The sequence below is a fragment of the Kitasatospora sp. NPDC053057 genome, from assembly GCF_044546945.1.
GTDB lineage: Bacteria > Actinomycetota > Actinomycetes > Streptomycetales > Streptomycetaceae > Kitasatospora.
On the sequence record NZ_JBITZP010000002.1, the window covers coordinates 431,353 to 450,482 of the forward strand.

The following is a 19,130-nucleotide window of genomic DNA, read 5'->3' on the forward strand; positions in this document are numbered from 1 at the left end:
AGTCGGCCAGCAGCCGGGAGCAGTGAGTCAGGACGACACGCTCTCCGTTGCGCAACAGGTAGCCGCATTGCACGTCTCCCGCGGCATTTCGACGATCGGGAACAAACAGCCAGGATCCGACGCTGCACACGGGATCCCGGTCTGTCGGGGGCAAATTTTGCCATTGACGAATTAGGCCCATGCCCCGATCAACGACAGGGATCGCGCATCGAATGTCGGCAATTCGGGCGTCCTTTAATACCTCATTTCCGGCATGCTACCTGGAATTCCCCGGCCGGTCTACCGGGCGGCTGGATTAAAGATTTCGTATAGTGCTCCCGAAAATTCCCCACCCGTCAGGCGGTCGTCATATGTTCATAACTGCCCTCCTCTGCTTGGTGATTCTCCCCGGGTGGCGCGACGGGGTGGCGCGCGCGGAGGTCACATCCTCCTCGAAATTCTCAACGCATCATTGGTGTAGACATCCTGCCCGCTTCGCATTTTCCGGTTGCTCCTGTAAGGTCTTTGGCTCGTCGGGATGATCCGCCATCCACATGCGCCCGACATGATTGTGAGTCGGTTTCTACAAGGGGACTGGACTGGAATGATCGCCGGAAAGGAATATCTGGAGATGCGGGAGCTGCATCTCCAAGGCTGGTCGATCTCGGCGATCGCTCGGCATCTGGGACGCGACCGCAAAACGGTGCGGTCCTATCTCGGCGGCGGCCGGGTCGCGGGCGTGCGCAGTGCGGCGCCGGACGTCTTCCTGCGCTTCCTGCCCTACTGCCGGCAACGGCTGGCCGATGATCCGCACCTCCTGGCGGCCCGGCTGTTCGCCGAGATGGTCGAGCTCGGCTACCCCGGTGCCTACTCCACCTTCACCCGGGCGCTACGTCGGCACCTGCTGCGTCCGCCCTGTGCGCACTGCCCGCCCGGTGCGTACCCGGGCGGGCCGACGGACGCGCCGGGAGGCGGTCAGGAGATCCGGTTCGACTGGCTCCGGCTGCCTGCCCCGTCGGTGCGGTGGGGGTGTGACACCCCGGCGCAGCTGCTGATCGGCACCCTCGGCATCTCGGGGCGGTGGCGCGGCGTGCTGAGCGACGGCGACGACCTCCCGCACCTGGTGGAGGCGATCGACCAGGTACTGCGCCGGTTCGGTGGCACGCCCGGATGCTGGAGACTCGGCCGGACGCCGGTTGCGTGCACCGTGGCGACCGGCCAGCCGAAGCCGGCCTTGGCGAAGGTGGCCCGGTACTACGGCGCGGCACTCCAACTCGGTCCGGACGACCGTGTCGACCCGCTGGCCGAGGCCCGGGGCGCGGTGCTGCGCGACTGGTGGTACGGCGTCGCGCGTGACCTCTGGCTGGCCGGTGCCCAGGACGAGCTCGATCGGCTCGCAGCGGTCCAGGACGCCCCGAACGACCATCGGCTGCCGGCCCTGCCCGTCATCCCGTTCCCCGCGCGCCTGTGCGCTCACCGAGTCGTCGGCCCGCAGGGGCTGGTGCCGTACCGCGACAGCTTCTATGCGGTCCAGCCCGACCTCGTCGGCGCCTCGGTGACGGTGTGCCACCGGCTGGACGAGCCGTACCTGTCGATCGCAACCCCGACGGGCGCGGTCATCGCCCGCCACCGGCTCGCGCCGCCCGGGTCGCTCCGGACCATGGCAGACGGCGCCGAAACGAGCAACCTGGAACGCCCCGCACGCCTGACGCGGCCCCAGGTTCCCCCCTGCCGGGACGGCCGGGGACGCAAGCCACTCTCGCGGCAGGCCTTGGCCGAAGCACAGGCGCTGCGCGCGCTCGGCGGCGGACGCGTAGGGGCAGCGGACGCCGGCCCGGAGTCGGTGGCTGCCCATTGACCGCAGATCGCCGTTCCGCCTGGTGCCGGCCACCGGCCGCAGACCCCGCCCCAACCGACTGACCTCGCCGGAACTCACCGACGGCTCGCCCGAGTCGGCGATCCGTTGAACTGGCGGGCTCGTGGGCGTGTCCTGGCTGACAGGGGTTCGTTGATCCAGGTACCTGCCGATCGCGGGACGACGGTGCACATGTCTAACACCCCCCCGGGCATGTGCACCGTCCGGCGAGGCCGCGCACCGGGCGTGGGTCGGTGGTTTCACCGGAGCCGGTCGGGGAGCACGAGGCACCGGGCGCGCCGGGGTGTGTCGTCCGTCGCCCGGTGCCTCGTGTGTTCGCCGTTCGGGTGTCAGCCCGTCGGTGCGCCGCGGCCACGACGGCGCAGGAGGAGGCAGAGTCCCGCGGCACCGGCCAGCACGGCGGCGCCGGCCGCCGGCAGCTCCCACGATGTCGGGGACGGCTGGACGGCAGAGGCCGACGAGATCGTCGGACCCTGCGTCCCTGATCGTGCTTCGGGCAGGGCCTGGGGCGGCGTTCCGGGGGGCGTTCCGGGCGCTGACCCGGCTGCTGACCCCGTGCCGTCGAACAGCCCGAACCCTCCGGCGAGCCCGTTCCGGTCGTAACCGGATCCGGGGAGCTTGTCCGCGTACCGGCCCGTCACCAGCTTCTGGTAGGCCCCCAGCGGGAGGCTCTGCTTGCCGCCGAGGCCCGTGGTGGCCTCGCTGTTGAGCGGCTCGACGTCGCCGCTCGCGGTGAGCCGGTACCAGGCGTGGATCTGCGGCTCGGTGAAGGTGTGGGCGTCGGCGGTGGTGCGTTCGGCGAGCTTGAGCTCGTTGTCACCGTCCCGGATGCCCGCCAGCCGCCAGCCGCCGCTCTTGTCCGGCGGAGCGAGCAGTACGGCGGCCTGGTGACCGTCGGCCGCGCTCACCCGCGAGGCGAGGTAGGACAGCCTGAGCGCGTTCTGCGGTGTCGGCTGGGCCTTGCCCGCCACGAAGTCCACCGACAGCTCGTACATCGGAACCGGGTCCTTGAGCTGGAACGACGGTGGCGCGGCCACCGCGTTCGGCGTGTTCGGCCGACCGCCCGCACCGCCGCCGTCGGCACCGGTCCCGGCCACGGGCGTGGTCGCCGTCCTCGCGGCGCCGAGGAAGCGGGAGACGGTGTCGTGCGTCTGTCCGGAGCGCAGCACCTGCTGGGCGGCGCCGTAGTCGGGGACATCGTCCCCGCCGTCGGCCCGGGCTGTCGTGGTGGCGGCGCCGACGCTCACGAGTGCGGCGGCGGTGAGGGCAACCGCCTTCAGTGTCCTCATGGTTGGTTGTCTCCTCACGCGTGGATGCCGACCCGCGAGTGGGTCCACTGGAACGAGCCGTTGCTGACGTAGGTGTTGAAGTTCCACCAGGTGTACGTCTGCGTGCTGGGCCACGGATCGCCCACCGCGATCATGTTGCTGGTGCTGTCGTAGCCGTAGATGACGTTCATGTGCCCGCCGCCCGCGGTCCAGCCGATGCGCACCGCGAACGGCCGCCCGTTGGCTATCTCGTTGGTGACCTCGCTGAACGAGGCGTTGCGGCTCAGGTCGTAGCCGCTGTTGCGGAAGCCCATGGCGGACAGGCCGTTGGCCATGTCGTCGAGCGTGGCGGGCCGGTCGTTGCAGTCCAGCCAGCGGCCCTGCTGGGCGAGGCGGCAGAAGTCGTACTGGTTGTACTGGTTGTAACCCCAGTACGTGGCGACCGTCAGGCCGGAGGCGTCCCAGCACCACTCGTCCTGGACCTGCTTCTGCATGGTGATGTCGAGCGCCGTCCAGCTGGTGGGCCGGGTGGAGCTGCAGAGCGGCAGGTTCCCGGTGTCCTCGCTGATGAAGGCGTCGGCGATGTAGTAGGCGCCGGACCAGATCCAGCGGTTGTCGTTCTCGACGGTGTCCCCCGTTGTGCGACAGATCATCGGGATGCGGTCGCCCGGCGCGGCCTGGCCGGAGGCCCGGGCCGAGAGTGAGGGCAGCACACGCTCGTTGACGGTGCTGAAGTTCCCCTGTCCCCCGATGACGGTTCCCTTGACCAGGCCCGCCTGGGCCACGGCACCGATGCCCAGCGCGGCCGCGGCGGCCAGCACGGTGGCGATCGCCGTCACGGCGGCCCGACGCGATTTCCTGCGGTGTCTGCTCATTCGTCAGATCTCACTCCCCGTTAGGTGAAACCGAATGCGGGGGAGTCTGGCAGAGCCACATCAAAACCGGAACGGAGAAGTCCGGGCCGCTTGGCGGCTACGCGCATAGACGGCGAGCATCGAGCATCAACAGGCAGTATCTGAAGGCTACTTGCCGATCAGTGAATCCAGTGGTCTAGTCCACTGTTATCTCATTGTTATCTGCTGCGGGCATATTTCAGACTGTGAAATTTCACAGAGTGAGTGCAATGTTACTGACGATGACGGTTTCAGAAGGGGGGATTCGGGAGTCCGAAGAACGGCTTATGTGGGCCCGGCCGAGCCATCGCGGGAGGGGCTCGGCCGGAGGGCGGAGGGCTCCGGCGCCCTCGGGTTGGACGGACTACGCGGAACGCTCGACCGACGGGGGTTCGGTCGAGCGTTCCGGGGGCCGGGGGTGGCCCGGGGAGGGGAGTCGTCAGGACTCCGTGGTCTGGGCTCCGGCTTGCGCGGCGCGGGTCAGTCGGTGCAGGCCCACGGCGATGCAGGCGGCGAGCGCGGCGCAGATCCCGACGGCGATGAAGCCGTTGCCGACGCCGGTGGTCATCGCCTCCGGGGCGGCCGTGCCGGACTTCAGCTCGCCGTCCACCGAGGCGGCCAGGACGGTGCCGATCACCGCGATGCCGAGGGCGGCACCGCTCTCGTTGAAGGTGTTCAGCAGGCCCGAGCCGACGCCCGACTCCTCCGGGCGGACGTGTGCGGTGCCGATCCCGTACAGCGGGACGAAGCAGGTGGGCAGGCCGGCCCCGATGACGGTCAGCGCGAGGATCGCGACCACGGTGCTGGATGGTCCGGTCACCAAAACGGCGGCACCGGCGATCTGGGTGAGCGCACCGATCAGGTACGTCCCGCCCGGCCCGACCTTGGCGATGAGGTTGGGCACGACCGTGGCGAAGACCAGCGCGGCCAGGCCCATCGGGAGCATCGACAGGCCGGTGGCGAAGGCGCTCATGTCGTGCGCGCCCTGGAAGTAGTTGCTGGCCAGGTAGGAGCTGCCCATCATCACGATCGCGGCGAGCAGCAGGCCCAGGCTGCTGAGCCAGTAGGTCGGGATGCGCAGCAGGTGCAGCGGGAGCAGCGGGTCGGACTTGCCCAGCTCGGTGACGGCGACGATGGCGAGCAGGACCACGGACAGGCCCATGCTGATCCAGGCGGTCGGGGAGGTCATGCCGTCGTGCAGCCGGATCAGACCGAAGGACAGGCAGGCGAGGCCGAGGGTGGCGAGGAAGGCGGTGGGGAGCCGCAGCGGGCGGCGGACGTCGGAGCGCATCGGCGCGAGGCTGCGCAGGCCGATGATTCCGGAGGCGAGGGTGATCGGGATGTTGATCAGGAAGGCCCAGCGCCAGCTGGCGGCCGACACGATCAGCCCGCCGAGGACGGCGCCGAGGATGGCGCCGATCACGCCGAGGCCGCTCCAGGTGGCGAGGGCGGCCTTGCGCTGTTCCTCGTTCTGGTAGACCGTCACCACGATCGACAGTGCGGCGGCGGACAGCACCGCCGCGCCCAGGCCTTGGAGCACGCGGCCGGCGATCAGAAGTTCCTGGTTGCCCGCGGCCCCGCACAGGATGGACGCGACGGCGAACAGGCCCAGGCCGGACAGGAAGGACCGACGGCGTCCGATGACGTCGGCGACCCGGCCGCCGAACAGCAGGAGACTGCCGTACATCAGGACGTAGGCGCTGATCGTCCACTGGAGGGCGGTCTGGTCGGCCGGGAGGTCGCTCCCGATCGAGGGCAGCGCCACGTTCACGACCGTCGAGTCCAGCATCACCATCAGCTGGGCCACGCCGACGGCGGCCATCGGTAGCCAGGAGGCCTTCGGGGGTTGCTGCCCCGACCCCTGGCCGGGCTCTCGGTCATTCTCCTGCTTGGCATCCACGAGTGAGATTGCCTCAGTCATCGTTCGCTCCTTTCCGGGAGACAAGATACATGCGCATGAATCGACATGCCAGCGGATGCGGATCTAGACTGCGGAGCGTGGCGAACACTCCTCTTGCCGACCGCTGGCTGTCCCTGGTGCGTGTCTGCGCGCTGATGAACCAGCGGATCGAGCGCACGCTGTCCGACGAGTTCGATCTCTGCGTGAGCGCCTACGAGATCATGGAGGTGCTCTGGGCGGAGCAGGAATGGATCCGCCCGGGAGAGGTCGCCTCCCGCACCTCACGCAGTCAGCCCCAGGTCTCGCGCCTGGTGACGCAGATGGTCGAGGCGGGGTACGTGGACCGCAAGCCCTCCCCGGGCGACGGTCGCGGCTCCCAGATCCGCCTCACCGCCGAAGGGCGGGAGGTCTTCCAGCGGGCCGCCGCGACCGTCGACGGGCATCTGAAGCAGCTCACCGACGAGCGCCCGGAGGCGCGCGTCTGGCTGACCTGAGCTGCGCCGGGCGGCGTCAGGCGCCGGCCACGCCCGCCAGAACGCGGTCGGCGAGCGGCCGCGCCGCCGGCCGGTCGTGCTCCGGCGTCACCGGCACGTGGCTCCGGCCCTGGCCGAGGAACCCGTTGACCGGCCGCAGGTCGGTCACCACGAAGGATCGCCGGAGCCAGCGGTCCCGGCCGTCGTAGCGCGGCGTGAAGTCGGTGCGCCCGTGCACCGCGCGGCGGTTGTCCAGGATGATCAGCTCGCCCGGCCGCAGCACCAGCCCCTTGAGCGAGTGACGGATGGCCCTCTCCAACAGGTCCAGCGCGGCCTGGGCGCGCGGGGTGGTCGCGGTGGTGGCGTTGAAGTCCACCGTGAGGTCCGGATGTTCGGCGCTGCCGGTGAGGATCGGCATGGCCGGCGTCAGCACGCCGGCCGAGGCGTCCGGCACGAAGGAGGAGCTGAACCGGATCCTGAACTCCGGCTGCCGCAGCACCTCCACCGTGTCCGCGTCCAGCAGCGGCAGGGCGTCGCCAATGCCTCCACTGACCGTGGCCGCCACCTCGTCGTGGTCCGCCCGCAGGCAGATCAGGCTGAGGAAGTGCGGAGGGTTGGGGTGGAAACCGTCCTCGGTGTGCAGCTCCAGCAGGACGGATCCGCTGTTCTCCTGGCGGTGTTCGGCGCCGCGCTTGGGGCACACGTCCTGGACCAGGCGGCCGTTCTTCTCGTCGCTGTAGGAGATCGAGCGGCCCAGCACCGACATGACCATCAGCTGGCTGATGGTCGCCACCGGCACCTCCGACCAGACCGGCTCGTCCTCCGCCCGAGTCGGAGTGGCGGGCAGCTCGCCGACCGGCAGACCGGTGAGCAGCAGGCATCCGGAGGCGTTGCTCCGGTCGCGGAAGGCGATCAGGGCTCTGCGTACCGGGGCCGGCAGGGCGGCCGCAGCCAGCTCGACCGCGTGCAGCAGGCCGGCGTCGTGCAGCGAGTGGCCTCGGAAGTCCAGGGCGACCGTGAGTGCGGCGCGCGCGATCTGTTCCGACTCCTCGGCGGTCAGCGCGATGCCGTCGGTGCGGATGTCGGTGTAGGTGAACTCAACGCTCATGTGCTGTCCTCTCGATCGGCGTGCCGACGACACGCAGGGCCCATTGGCGGCGGGCCCGGTAGACCGGCGCGGGGGCGAAGCCGTTCCAGGCCTGCTCCCGCGGCAGGAAGGCGAGAAAGCGCGCCCCCTCCACGTATCGCTGGACATGGTCGAGAACCCGGCGCCCCGGCGTCATCGCGACGCGGTGCACGTCGACCGCGACGGTGCGGGGCAGCGTCCGCCCGGAGACCAGGACGTTGACCATGTGTACTGACAGTGCGCCGAACTGCGTCGCTGCTTCCGCGAGTTGGGGAACGCTGTAGTCGGCCCTGGCCAGTCCGCGGCGCAGTTCGCGGTACATCTCGCCGGGGATGTGTCCCCGCGGCGCGATCCGGAAGATGACCTCCCAGGTGTCCAGGCGCCGCTCGTCGCCCGGGAGCAGCTGGCCGTCGAAGATCTCCCGGACCACCCGGTAGTCGAAGCACTGGGCGGCGAGCATCCCCGCCATGTCCCAGGCTGTCACCAGTGGCTTGCGCTGTCGGCAGGCCTCCCGGTGCAGGCTGATCTTGGCCGCCAGGCCCGAGGGGGTGGTGACATCCACGCCGTCCACGATGACGTCCGCCTGTTCCACCAGGGTCCGGACGTTGGCCTCGGTGATGCCGTCGGGGACCACCTCGGCGTTGACGTGCGGGTTTATCCCGCGCAGTAGGCGGGCGCCGACCGAGGCCTTGTTCAGGCCGAGGTCGTCCACGGTGGCGTTCTGCCGGTTCAGGTTGTTGAGCTCGTACTGGCCGACGTCGGCCAGTACGAAGTGCCGGTAGCCCATGCGGCCGAGCGGCTGCACGGTGGCTCCGCCGATCGAACCGCAGCCGGCGATCAGCAGGCGGGCGCGACCGATCCGGTCCTGCAGTTCGTCCGGGATCAGGCCCTGGTTGCGCTGGGTCAGGCAGGCGTAGAACTGTGCCTCGTCCAGCTCGCGGGCCTGCGCCGGGTCGTCCACATCGATCATCGCGGTCATGCTCTGGCCTCCAGGAAGTCGACGAGTCGGGTGCGTACCGAGCCCTGGTGGCCGGAGCCGAGCAGCTCCCTCAGGTACTCGAGCGTGGGCCTCAGCGCACCCTCGTCCGTGAGGACGAACGGATACGAGCGTTCCTCCTGGTCCCACATCGGGGCGAACAGGTCGGCAGGGTCCGGCGGGACGGGGGTGGTGTCCAGCAGCGTGCGGGTGGCGAAGCCCAGCAGCCGCAGCTGGTTGACGGCGCCCTCCAGCTTGCCGTCGCCCACGATGGCCGCGTTCGGGTCGCTGTCCAGGACTTCGAGGCAGCCCGCCGCCCAGGCGAGGTAGACCCACCAGGGGACGGTGACCGCGGCCTGCGAGCGCGGCATCGCGAAGTCGCGGACCAGCCGCTTGCCCTCCCACACCACGGCCGAGGAGGTCTCCGGGCCGAGGTGGTCGGCCAGCGAGAGGCCGTAGTCGCGCTCGATCACGTACGGTCGGTGGCCGGGATCGCCCAGTGGGGTGGGGGTGTGGTCGCGGGCGGCGGCCAGGGTGCCGTAGCCGCGCAGCAGACCGGTGGACCGCTCGACGACCAGGGTGTGGAAATCCCGCAGCGCGAAGTCGTCGTAAGGCTCGGTGTGCAGCGCCAGCGCGGCGACCGCGGCCTCGTCGACCCACCCGCGCCGGAGGTACTGCACCAGGCGGAACCGGTAGACCTGCTCCAGCATCCGGGCCGGCAGCTGCGCGCCGGCCACGGTCAGGACCAGCAGCCCCTCGGGGCTCTCCGCGCGGAAGAGCGGATCTCCCGTCAGCACGTCCTCCAGGCCGGGCAATTCGACCTCGGTGCCCTCGCGCAGAAGCCGCGCGCGGTGGCTGTCGGTGAGGGCCGTTGTCATCGGATCTCCGGCACGTCGAACAGCTCACCGGTGATCACCAGGGCGAGCGCCTCGGGCGAGCCCTCGTAGATCCGCGGCCCGTAGGCGTCCCGGAGGACCCGGTCCATGCCGTCGCCGCGCTGGAAGGCCTGGGCGCCGATCAGGGCCATCGCGGCGTCGGCGTTGTCGATGGCGGCGCGGTCGGCGACCAGCTTGGCGACGGCCGGCTCGTAGGCCGGGGTCGGCAGGATGTTGTCGGCCTTGACCACGGCGTCCAGGTAGAGCGCCCGTGAGGCGGAGACCCGCGCGGCCATGTCGGCCAGCTTGCGCGCGGACATCTGGTGCTCGAACAGCATCCGCCCGCCCTGCCGACGGCTCCCGCTCCACGCGACGGCCCGCTCCAGGGCGTGCCGGGCGATGCCGGTGGACACCGATGCACAGGTCACCCGGGTCACGTTGCCGATCGCCACGTTGAGGTCCCACCCGCCGCGCTCGTCGCCGAGGACGTTCTCCTCGGGCACCCGGGCGTCGGTGAAGACCAGCTCGCCCGCCGGCGCGGTCCGGTAGCCGACCTTGTCGTGGATCTCGCCGCGGGCGACACCGTCCTGTTCGAGGTCCGTGACGAAGCAGGTCATGCCGGTCGAGCCGGGCTCGCCTTCGAGGTTCGCCATGACCGTCGCGTAGGTGGCCACGGGGGCGTTGGTGATGTACCGCTTGGTGCCGTTCAGGAGGAACTCGCCGCCGGAGCGCTTCGCGCTGGTCATCTCCTGGGCGTACGGAGCGTTCTGCGGGAGCACGAGGTCGGTGCCGTTGCGCTCCTCGGCCACGGCGTTGCACGCCAGAACCGGGTCGGCGCCGAGGAATTTCGGCAGGTAGCGCTCCTGCAGACGGGTGTCGCCGGAGATCAGGATCGGCGTCTGGAACAGATTGGTCGCACCGAAGATCAGGGCCATGCCGGGGTCGGCGGCGGCCAGCTCCTCCAGGGTGAGCGCGATGGCGATCTGGCTCAGCCCGAGGCCGCCCATCTCCCGCGGGATCGCCATCCGCAGCAGGCCCAACTCGTGGCCGGCACGGACGGTCTCCCAGTCCACCTGGCCCTTCTCGATGGCGTCGCGCTCGGCGGCGCCGGGCGCCACCTGATCCTTGGCGAAGGCCACCACGGTGCGCAGGACGTCAGCCTCGTGGGCGGAGAGCAGCGGGTGGTCGGCGGGGGTGTGCGTGACAGGCATGGGGTGCTCCTTGTCTGGGTGGTGTTCTTCTGGGCGACGGCGCGGCGTTCCGGACGCTCGACGGCCGAGGCGGTCAGCGGCCGAGGCGGTCAGCGGCCGAGGCCGAAGGTCTCCAGGGCCTGGCCGAAGGCGAAGGTCTGCATCACCGGCCCGTGAGAGGAAAGTCGGCGGCCGGTGACCGAGCGCAGGAAGCTGCGGCGGCCGGCGGTGATGTCCAGCAGATCGGACCAGTTGATCCGCAGCACGTGGGTCGGAGCGGCGTCGGTCACCTGACCCTGCGGGTCGAGCGTCACCTCGGCTTCGGGTTCGGCGAGCACGAAGCGGACGGTGGCACCTGCGGTCTGCCACGCGGGAGCTGCTTGGGCAGCCGCGCTGAGGGCCACGACGGTCGTCTCGGATGAAATCGGCATAAGGAACCCCCTGGGAAAGTGGTGTTCGTGGACGGCCCCAGTTATAGGTCACAACCGTGATCCACTTCACCGTGACGACAGCACCTCGGGGGGTTATGGTTACCTTCAAGTAACAGACGGTCCTGGGGGGAACCGAATGATCGACGAATGCTTTGCGCGACTGGTGATGGACCGCATTGGCGAGCGGTGGACGATGCTCGCCTGCCAGCGAATTGCCGCAGGCGCAAGAAGGTTCTGTGATCTCAAATCCGACATGGAGGGCGTTTCGGGCAAGGTACTGTCCGAGACCCTGATGCGTCTTGAGCGGGACGGGTTCATCGAGCGCCGGGTCGTGGGCAGCAGGCCGCCGGCCGTAATCTACGAGCTCACGCCCACGGGGGAGAGCCTGCTGCAGATCGTCCAGGGCATCGTCGCCTGGTCTGAGCGGCACGGGCAGTACATCGAGAAGGCTCGCCAGGCGTACGCCGAGTTGGAATTCGCTGCTGCGGGATGATCGGGCCGGTGCTGCCCGGATCGGGTTGGGGTGGGCTCCTGTCGCTAGAGCCGAATCTGTTTTTTGCAGTGTCCTTATATATTTGACGGGCGGGCTGTGCATGTCGCCCCGATGCTTGCCTCGAACGCGACCTCCGGGGGCCAATCCCGAGTGCGAATGGGTAATTGTCGGCCGACTATTCGCCGGTTTTGTCGCATCTGCGTTGCTGTGCCTGCCAGGACTTCCCCCTCGGGGGGGCGTGTCGTTTTCCCCGACCGGGCGGTCGCCGCGTGCCCGAGGCGAAGACCCGAGCCGTCGACCGGGCCCAGGACCCAGGGAAGCGCGGCGTACCGGCGACTGGGTGGGAGCGCACCGTCGATCCCAGCAGGCCTCGGCGTGGCATTGGGCTCTGCTGGGAATGGCTACGGGCTCGCGGCTCGTGGCACGCCTGCCCGCTCGGTCGGCCCCCGACTCACGACCCGAGTGGAGATCCGATCTCGCGGCTGACGTAAGGCCTGGCCGTGAGCTGCGAAGCCGGGCCGCCGAGTGTCGGATTCCCTTGGGGGCATGACCGACAGCTCAACCGCGGAACGACGATGGCCCGGACCGCAGGTGCGGTCCGGGCCATCAGTTCCTGGCCGGCGATCTGTCCTGCCCGCCGTGGGCCTCGCGCGTGCGCATCTTCGGCCAGGGTGGCAGCGTGGAGGAGGGACCCGGATGCGCGGGGGACAGCCCGGATGCACACAGGGAGCATGCCCTTGAGCAAGGCACAGGACGGACCGGGGGAACACCGGTCCGCCTGGGGGCGGCTGCGGGTGCGCAGTGTCGCCGGACAGGTGTTCCTCTGGCTGCTGGTCGTCGTGGTGCTGCTGGTCGGCGCGGCCCTGACGACGCTCATCCTGCAGGCCCACAGCTTCGCCACGAGTGATGCGGCGCACAGCACGCGCGCTGCGGCCGTCACGTTGTCGCGCTATCCCGGGTTGGCGGCTGCTCTCGACAGCGCCGATCCGACCGCGGTGCTGCAGCCGCTGGCCGTGGACGTGCAGAAGAGTGGCGGCTTCGACTACATCGTGATCTTCGGCACCGACGGGACCCGCTACGCGCAGACCGCCCATCCCGAGCTGATCGGAAAGCACGTCTACGGCGACTACCTGCCAGCCCTGAAGGGGCCGTACACCGTGACCGAGAACATACCGCTGGGACCCGACGTGGACACCACCGTGGCGATCACCAGGCCGGATGGTTCGGTCGCCGGTTTTCTCTCGGTGGGGTACTACATCGAGAACACGGGCGGCGCGGTGAGCCGGCAGCTGCCGGTCCTGTTCGGCGGCGCGGCGGCCGCGCTCGCCGTGGGCACGGGCGGGGCAGTGCTGGTGCGGCGGCGGCTGCGCCGCCAGACGCACGGCCTGGGCCCGGCCGAGATGACGCGGATGTACGAGCACCACGACGCGGTGCTGCACGCGGTACGTGAGGGCGTGCTGATCGCCGGCGGGGACGGGCGGGTGCTGCTGGCGAACGACGAGGCCCGGCGGCTGCTGGAGCTGCCGCCCGAGGTGGAGGGGCGGCCGGTCACCGAGCTCGGGCTCGATCCGGGGCTGGCGGAACTGCTGGCGTCCGGGCGGGCCGCCACCGACGAGGTGTACCCGGCCGAGGACCGGCTGCTCGCCGTGAACAACCGCCCCACGGCGCCGTTCGGCGGCGGGCCCGGTAGCGTCGCGACGATCCGGGACACCACCGAGCTGCGGGCGCTGGCCGGGCAGGCCGAGGCGGCCCGGGCCCGGCTGAAGCTGCTCTACGACGCCGGGCTGCGGGTCGGCACCACCCTGGACGTGGAGCGGACCGCCCAGGAGCTGGTTGACGCGGTGGTGTCGCGCTTCGCGGACTTCGCCACCGTCGAGCTGGCCGAGGCGGTGCTGCGCGGTGACGAGCCGCTCCCCGGCACGGGCATCGCAGGAGGCCCGCGGATCCGCCGGGTGGCGGTCGGCGGCATCCGCGAGGACTGGCCGTTCTACCCGGTGGGCTCGCAGATCAACCCGCTGCCCGGCACACCGGAAGAGACCGCCCTGGGGAGCGGGCACGCCGCGCTGGTGGCCGACCTGCGTCAGGCACACGCCTGGCGGGCACGCGACCCGCAGACCGCCGACCGGATCCTCGCGTACGGGGTCCATTCGCTGATCTCCGCGCCGCTCAAGGCGCGCGGCCTGACCCTGGGCACGGCCACGTTCTGGCGCGCGGGGGAGTCCGAGCCGTTCGGGCCGGAGGACGTCACCTTCGCCGAGGAACTGGTCGCCCGCGCGGCGGTCAGCATCGACAACGCCCGCCGCTACACCCGTGAGCACCGGATGGCCGAGACACTGCAGCGCAGCCTGCTGCCCCGGGGACTGCCCGAGCAGAGCGCCCTGGAGGCGGCCTACCGCTACCTGCCGGCACTGCACAGGGTCGGCGGGGACTGGTTCGACGTCATCCCGCTACCCGGCTTCCGCGTGGCACTGGTCGTCGGCGACGTCGTCGGCCACGGCCTGCACGCCGCCGCCACCATGGGCCGACTGCGCACCGCCGTCCTCAACTTCGCCGCCCTCGACCTGCCCCCGGACGAGCTGCTCGCCCGCCTCGACGAACTGGTCGCCCACCTCGACCAGGGCGAACCCGCCGAAGACGACAAGACGGGGACCGTCACGGGCGCCACCTGCCTGTACGCGATCTACGACCCGGTCTCCGGACACTGCGCCATGGCACGGGCGGGTCACCCCCCGCCCGCCCTGGTACACACCGACGGCAGCGTGGAGTTCGTCGACCTGCCCGCTGGCCTGCCACTCGGCGTGGGCGGCCTGCCCTTCGAAACCACCGAGCTCCAGTTGGCACCCGGCACCGCACTGGTCCTCTACACCGACGGGCTGGTCACGAACCGCGAGCGCGACCTGGAGACCGGACTCGCCGCGCTGCGCCGTTCCCTGGCGGAGGCCCATGCCGACGCATCCGCGGAGGAGACCTGCCGGGCCGTGTTCGACGCGCTGGTCCCGCCATGCCCGAGCGACGACATCGCCCTCCTCGTCGCCCGCACCCGCCTGTTCGAGCCGTCTCAGGTGGCCACCTGGGACGTGCCGTACGAGTTCGCCGCCGTCTCCCGCATCCGCAACGCATGCGGCGACCAGCTGACCGCCTGGGGCCTGGAGGAACTGAGCTTCACCGCCGAGCTGATCCTCAGCGAGCTGATCACCAACGCCCTCCGCTACGGCGCCGAGCCGATCCGCGTCCGCATGCTGTGCGACACCAGCCTGGTCTGCGAGGTCTCCGACGCCAGCAGCACCGCCCCCCACCTGCGCTACGCCGACGCCACGGACGAGGGCGGCCGGGGCCTGTTCCTGGTGGCCCAGCTGGCCGAGCGGTGGGGGACCAGGTACACGGCACGCGGCAAGGTCATCTGGTCCGAGCAACCGCTGACCGCACCCGAGTTCCAGTTCGAGGCGATGCTGCTGTAGAGCCTGCGTGGCGGAGGTGGTCCTGGACGCTGGTGCAGTCGCCGAGCCGGGCGAGGATCACGTCGGCCTCGTGAGCCCTCCTAGCGCCGCCGACCAGCCGCTGACCACCCCCGGCCGCGGCACACCTCTCCCGTATTGGAGGCGTGGGCGAGGCGGCGCTGTGGGAGTTCGCTTCCTGATCAGGCGACGCGGGGAGGGCGGTGGCGCCGGGTGATCACCAGGATGGCCATGTCGTCGTTGCGTTTGCCCTCGGTCCAGTGGCCGACGTCTTCGGTGAGGGCATCCACTACCGCATCTGGGTCACTGAACTGCCTGCGCATGCGCTCTGAGGCGAGTGGATCGTAGAAGGCCCCCCCGCTTGTCCCGCGCCTCGGTGACACCGTCGGTCACCAGCAGGTGCGGTTCGAGACGTCGTGGACCGAAACTGGGACCACGGGCCTTCGTGAAGGCGGAGGATACGAGATTCGAACTCGTGAGGGGTTGCCCCCAACACGCTTTCCAAATGTTCGTCCGGCTGTCCGTGAGCGGCCGCAGGTGTCCTGACCTGGGGTGGAGTGACCCGTCGGCCGATCTCTGAACGGTGCTGGACGGGGGTGAATGCAACCAGAACTGCAACCAGGGTCGGCTGTGCTCTGCGGCGGCCTGGGGTCGTAACCGGGGGCGTAACGGGCTGCCGTCGGGCGTAATGGAAGGACCGGTCCGGTGAACCGCACCGGGGTGTCGGGGTTGATCGCGCCCGCGCCGGTGGCACGGAACAGGGAGGAGGCGGCGGTGAGCAGGGACAGCGAGCGCCGACTGGGCCGGGCGGAGGGATCCGGCGAACACCTGCTGGGCGCGCTGCTCGATCAGGCCCATGAGCTGCCGCCCCGGCTCATCGGTCCGTTGGTCGCCGAAGCAGTGACGAGGATCCGCGGTCGAGAGCCGGCCCTCCTGCTGCAGGACTACGGCCAGCTGGCGCTGGTGCCGCTGCCCGGCTGGGGGCTGGCTGCTGGGGAGCCGGTTCCGATCGACGGCTCGCCCGCGGGTGAGGCCTTTCTGCGTAGTGTCCCCGTCGAGGTGCCGCTGGCCGACGGGGTGCGGGTGTACCTGCCGTTACCGGACGGTGGCGACGAGGTCGGGGTGCTGGCCCTCACGCTGGATGGCGTCGATGACGACGACCGGCGGCTCCTTCGCCGGTTCGCCGGCATGGTCGCGGACCTGCTGGTCACCAAGACCGGCTACACCGATCGGATCTTCCAGGCCCGGCGCCTGGAACCGATGAGCGTCGCCGCGGAGATCCAGTGGTCGCTGCTGCCGCCGCTGTCGATGACCGTCCCGCAGGTCGCGGTGGCAGGCATCCTCGAACCCGCCTACCAGGTGGCCGGCGACAGCTTCGACTACGCGCTCAACGACGATCTCCTGCACGTGGCCACGATCGACGCCATGGGCCACGGACTGGATGCCGCCACCATGGCGACCGTCGCCATCGGCGCGTACCGGCACGCCCGGCGCGCGGACATCGGGCTGGCCGAGATCTACGCGTTCATGGACCGGGCCATCGCCGAGCAGTTCGGCCCCGACCACTTCGTCACCGCGCAGATGATGCGCTTGGATACCGCGACCGGCCACCTGCAGTGGGTCAACGCCGGGCACCCTACGCCGTTGCTGATCCGCGACCACGTCGTCGTCGAGCGGCTGGAGAGCGCAACCACCCTGCCGGTGGGGTTCGGCGGTGAGGAGCCAGTGATCAGCGAGCGGACGCTGCGGCACGGCGACCGGGTCCTGTGCTTCACCGACGGCCTGGTCGAGGAGCGCGAGGCCGGCGGCGAGCAGTTCGGGGAGGAACAGCTCATCGACTCGGTCAACCGCGTCGAACGCTCGCAGGACGGGGTGCGGGCCGTGGTGCGCGCGCTCTCCCACGCCCTGAAGGAGAAGCGGGGCGGGCGCACGAGTGACGACGCCACCCTGTTCCTGATCGAGTGGCGCTGAGACGCCGACCGCAGCCGGACCGGTCCGGGAGAGGCACGGAGTACCGTGGGAATGCCGGGGTGGCCGGTGCCGCCGCCGACGGCGGCGAGTCGCCCGGCGTCAGCGGGTCGGCCCTGCGTCCGCGGATAGGTGGCGAGCCATGTCGGACGAGACCGGTGCTTCCCACCCGGGGCTGCTGCCCGACCGCTTCCGGCAGGCGGCGAAGCCGGGGACGGTCGTGTTGCGCCTGGAGACCACACAGTCGCGTGAGGGTGCGCTCGACGGCGCATGGTGGCCGCACTCGCGCAACATCGGCGCCGAACTTCCTGGCCTGGTACATGCGTTGACCGAGCACCTCGGCCCGATCGCGAGTGTCGGACTGGACACGGACGCCTGGGACGACGTCCCGGCGCGGCTGGTGGTCGACGGCCGGTCGGTGCATATCGACCAGTACCCGGTCAGCGACGACACAGTGATCATCACCCGTGGCGACCGGGACCACTTCAGCCTGCTCGTCGTCCCCCCACAGGCGAGCCAGGCCGCGGCGCTGGCCGCGATGGCACGCGCGATCGAGGCCGGCGGAACCGACTCGGCGCAGCAGATCCTCGTTGCCACCGGCATCGGCTCCGAGCCACCGGCGGATGCGACCTGATAGGACCAGCACTGCGGGCTTGGCTCCTCGGGCAGCCAGGAAGGCGGGACACAGAGATGTCCGTTTACGTGAAACTCTCGACCGAGGCCCGGGCACCGGCGGAGCCGTCGAAGGGGCCGTTGGACCTGCAGTACGAGGACGGCGCGGACGGTGTCGCCTTCGAGTATGACCTGCATCCGAGCGGCGCGCTGCGCGTTCTGCGGGTCTTCGAGGACACCCCACACCGGATCGAGGCGTGCTTCAGCGCCGGGGCGTGGCTCCAGGTGGCGGGTACCTACCTGCGAAGCGGCTCCGAGTACTGACGGAGTACTGACGGCGATCCGCTCCGGACGAACCACAGGAACGCACTCGGCGGCGGTGACCCGGTTGGTCAGCGGCGCGTGGACCGGCCTTCCTGCCGGAACCGCGCGATCGCCGTGGTGGTCAAGAAGAAGGCCAGTGCCGAATTCAGCCTCCTTCAACTTGTTCGGGGCCGCCACGGGCAGAGCTGCGGTGGGTGGGGTCCGTACCACCGCGAATGGGCAAGTACGACGGCCCGCCCCAGCGGGCGGAGGCCCAGGCCGAGGCCGACCGGTCAGGTGCCGGCCAGGAGTCGGCCCGGAGCCGGGCGAGACCTGCTCGGCGCTCGGCCTCCCGAGCTCCGTCGGCGGGGGCGACGGCCAGCGGCATGAAGTCGGAACGGGCCTCCGGCTGTGCCTCACGGGCCCCCGCCCTGGCAGCGAGCAGCTCGCTCGCGCTTCTGGTGTTCGCGGGATCTGCGGCCTCGGTCATCAGCCGGGCCGCATCGACTGAATTCGTCCGCGGCGGGACGACCAGCAGGTTCAGCCGGCGCGGGATGTACGAGCAGACCATGATCATGTGCTTGTCCTGCTCGATGCTGAACCAGCCGGCGCGGACGGTGTGGCCCGCGACGGGGATGCGCCGGGGGATGAGCGGCCACTGCGCGGGGTTCACGGTGATCCGGGTGACCCGGCCCCAACGCTCGTCGAGCTCGGCGGTCAGGGAGGGGAGTTCGACAAGAAGGTCACGCGACCGGGGCCACCAGGCTCCGTCCAGTCGGCCGGCCCGCACGCCGTCGGGCGCCATGGACAGCCGCAAGGGGGATTCCGGAATGACGGGCGTCGTCGCACGGTCGAGGATCGCAGTCATGATCAAGAACCTGTCTCCGAGCCCGGCTCTGGCCTGGGTCCGGGATAGCCGTTCGCCGGAGACGACGCCAGTGTCCGGTGCCGGCATGCGAAGTGCCTTCGGTGATGTCCAGGCTACTCTTGGTCCGGCCTGGACCTGACATGGCCGCGACGGCTGGTTCTATCGTTCGCGAGAGCCCCTGGCCGGTTGAGACTTGGTGGCGTAACTGGGCGATCTGGGAGCCATCGGCGCAGTTGGGGCTGTTCGCGCCGGGCGCTACCCACCCGGACGGTGTTGGTGGGCCCTTCCAATAGGCGGAACGGAAAAGTCCGAGACCATACCTCGGTCTCGGTCGGCTCGGTAAGGCTGCTACTGACCTCGGCGCTTCAAGGTGATTGGCCTGTTTGTGTAGCTGACTGACGGTCATCTGCGCGCTATGCCGTTGGTATGCGTTATGCGGATGGG

General features: G+C 70.3%; 17 protein-coding genes. 7 read left to right on the top strand and 10 right to left on the bottom strand.

Annotation, left to right across the window (positions count from 1 at the left end; translation table 11 throughout):
- Positions 1-583: 583 nt before the first annotated feature.
- A complete protein-coding gene (locus ACIG5E_RS04595; protein ID WP_396531420.1) occupies positions 584-1,837 on the top strand; it encodes a Mu transposase domain-containing protein in 1,254 nt (417 codons plus the stop codon).
- Positions 1,838-2,184: 347 nt separating this feature from the next.
- On the opposite strand, the gene ACIG5E_RS04600 is transcribed toward ACIG5E_RS04595, so the two are convergent.
- The 3 genes from ACIG5E_RS04600 to ACIG5E_RS04610 all read right to left on the bottom strand — a co-directional run bounded on the left by ACIG5E_RS04600 (position 2,185) and on the right by ACIG5E_RS04610 (position 5,937).
- Positions 2,185-3,144, bottom strand: a complete 960-nt coding sequence (locus tag ACIG5E_RS04600; protein WP_396531421.1) for a hypothetical protein — start codon at positions 3,142-3,144, stop codon at positions 2,185-2,187.
- Positions 3,145-3,158: 14 nt separating this feature from the next.
- On the bottom strand, positions 3,159-3,998 hold the full coding sequence (locus ACIG5E_RS04605; protein WP_396531422.1) for a papain-like cysteine protease family protein: 840 nt from the start codon (positions 3,996-3,998) through the stop codon (positions 3,159-3,161).
- Positions 3,999-4,455: 457 nt separating this feature from the next.
- Positions 4,456-5,937 (bottom strand): MFS transporter, encoded by a 1,482-nt coding sequence (locus ACIG5E_RS04610; RefSeq protein ID WP_396531423.1) that lies wholly within the window; start codon positions 5,935-5,937, stop codon positions 4,456-4,458.
- A 77-nt stretch (positions 5,938-6,014) separates the two neighbouring features.
- Between ACIG5E_RS04610 and ACIG5E_RS04615 the strand changes: the two genes are divergently transcribed.
- On the top strand, positions 6,015-6,410 hold the full coding sequence (locus ACIG5E_RS04615) for a MarR family winged helix-turn-helix transcriptional regulator (RefSeq protein WP_396531424.1): 396 nt from the start codon (positions 6,015-6,017) through the stop codon (positions 6,408-6,410).
- A 16-nt stretch (positions 6,411-6,426) separates the two neighbouring features.
- On the opposite strand, the gene ACIG5E_RS04620 is transcribed toward ACIG5E_RS04615, so the two are convergent.
- The 5 genes from ACIG5E_RS04620 to ACIG5E_RS04640 form a co-directional block, all read right to left on the bottom strand.
- Positions 6,427-7,497 carry a TauD/TfdA family dioxygenase gene (locus ACIG5E_RS04620; protein WP_396531426.1) on the bottom strand — a complete coding sequence of 357 codons (1,071 nt, stop codon included), beginning with the start codon at positions 7,495-7,497 and terminating at the stop codon, positions 6,427-6,429.
- Positions 7,487-8,494: a ThiF family adenylyltransferase gene (locus ACIG5E_RS04625; RefSeq protein WP_396531428.1), complete on the bottom strand. Its 1,008-nt coding sequence runs from the start codon at positions 8,492-8,494 to the stop codon at positions 7,487-7,489. Before ACIG5E_RS04625 ends, ACIG5E_RS04620 begins: the two co-directional genes overlap by 11 nt.
- A complete protein-coding gene (locus ACIG5E_RS04630; RefSeq protein ID WP_396531430.1) occupies positions 8,491-9,369 on the bottom strand; it encodes a hypothetical protein in 879 nt (292 codons plus the stop codon). The genes ACIG5E_RS04625 and ACIG5E_RS04630 overlap by 4 nt, the downstream gene beginning before the upstream one ends.
- The gene (locus ACIG5E_RS04635; RefSeq protein ID WP_396531432.1) at positions 9,366-10,577 is read right to left on the bottom strand and encodes an acyl-CoA dehydrogenase family protein; all 1,212 of its coding nucleotides are present in this window, start codon (positions 10,575-10,577) and stop codon (positions 9,366-9,368) included. Before ACIG5E_RS04635 ends, ACIG5E_RS04630 begins: the two co-directional genes overlap by 4 nt.
- An 89-nt stretch (positions 10,578-10,666) precedes the next feature.
- On the bottom strand, positions 10,667-10,987 hold the full coding sequence (locus ACIG5E_RS04640; protein WP_396531433.1) for a hypothetical protein: 321 nt from the start codon (positions 10,985-10,987) through the stop codon (positions 10,667-10,669).
- A gap of 136 nt (positions 10,988-11,123) precedes the next feature.
- Between ACIG5E_RS04640 and ACIG5E_RS04645 the strand changes: the two genes are divergently transcribed.
- Together ACIG5E_RS04645 and ACIG5E_RS04650 are read left to right on the top strand one after the other, a co-directional pair.
- Complete coding sequence (locus ACIG5E_RS04645) at positions 11,124-11,480, top strand: winged helix-turn-helix transcriptional regulator (protein ID WP_396531434.1); 357 nt, start codon at positions 11,124-11,126, stop codon at positions 11,478-11,480.
- Positions 11,481-12,211: 731 nt separating this feature from the next.
- Positions 12,212-14,938 carry a SpoIIE family protein phosphatase gene (locus tag ACIG5E_RS04650; protein ID WP_396531435.1) on the top strand — a complete coding sequence of 909 codons (2,727 nt, stop codon included), beginning with the start codon at positions 12,212-12,214 and terminating at the stop codon, positions 14,936-14,938.
- Between the two features lie 179 nt (positions 14,939-15,117).
- Here ACIG5E_RS04650 and ACIG5E_RS04655 read toward each other — a convergent pair whose 3' ends face one another.
- Positions 15,118-15,258, bottom strand: a complete 141-nt coding sequence (locus ACIG5E_RS04655; RefSeq protein ID WP_396531436.1) for a hypothetical protein — start codon at positions 15,256-15,258, stop codon at positions 15,118-15,120.
- Between the two features lie 451 nt (positions 15,259-15,709).
- Between ACIG5E_RS04655 and ACIG5E_RS04660 the strand changes: the two genes are divergently transcribed.
- From ACIG5E_RS04660 to ACIG5E_RS04670, 3 genes are all read left to right on the top strand, one after another.
- Complete coding sequence (locus ACIG5E_RS04660; RefSeq protein WP_396531437.1) at positions 15,710-16,906, top strand: PP2C family protein-serine/threonine phosphatase; 1,197 nt, start codon at positions 15,710-15,712, stop codon at positions 16,904-16,906.
- Positions 16,907-17,045: 139 nt separating this feature from the next.
- Positions 17,046-17,537 (top strand): DUF5994 family protein, encoded by a 492-nt coding sequence (locus ACIG5E_RS04665; protein ID WP_396531439.1) that lies wholly within the window; start codon positions 17,046-17,048, stop codon positions 17,535-17,537.
- Positions 17,538-17,593: 56 nt separating this feature from the next.
- Entirely contained in the window at positions 17,594-17,839 is a 246-nt protein-coding gene (locus ACIG5E_RS04670; RefSeq protein ID WP_396531440.1) for a hypothetical protein, read from the top strand.
- Between the two features lie 145 nt (positions 17,840-17,984).
- Here the strand turns inward: ACIG5E_RS04670 and ACIG5E_RS04675 are convergent, their stop codons facing one another.
- Complete coding sequence (locus ACIG5E_RS04675) at positions 17,985-18,686, bottom strand: DUF5994 family protein (RefSeq protein ID WP_396531441.1); 702 nt, start codon at positions 18,684-18,686, stop codon at positions 17,985-17,987.
- Positions 18,687-19,130 lie beyond the last annotated feature (444 nt).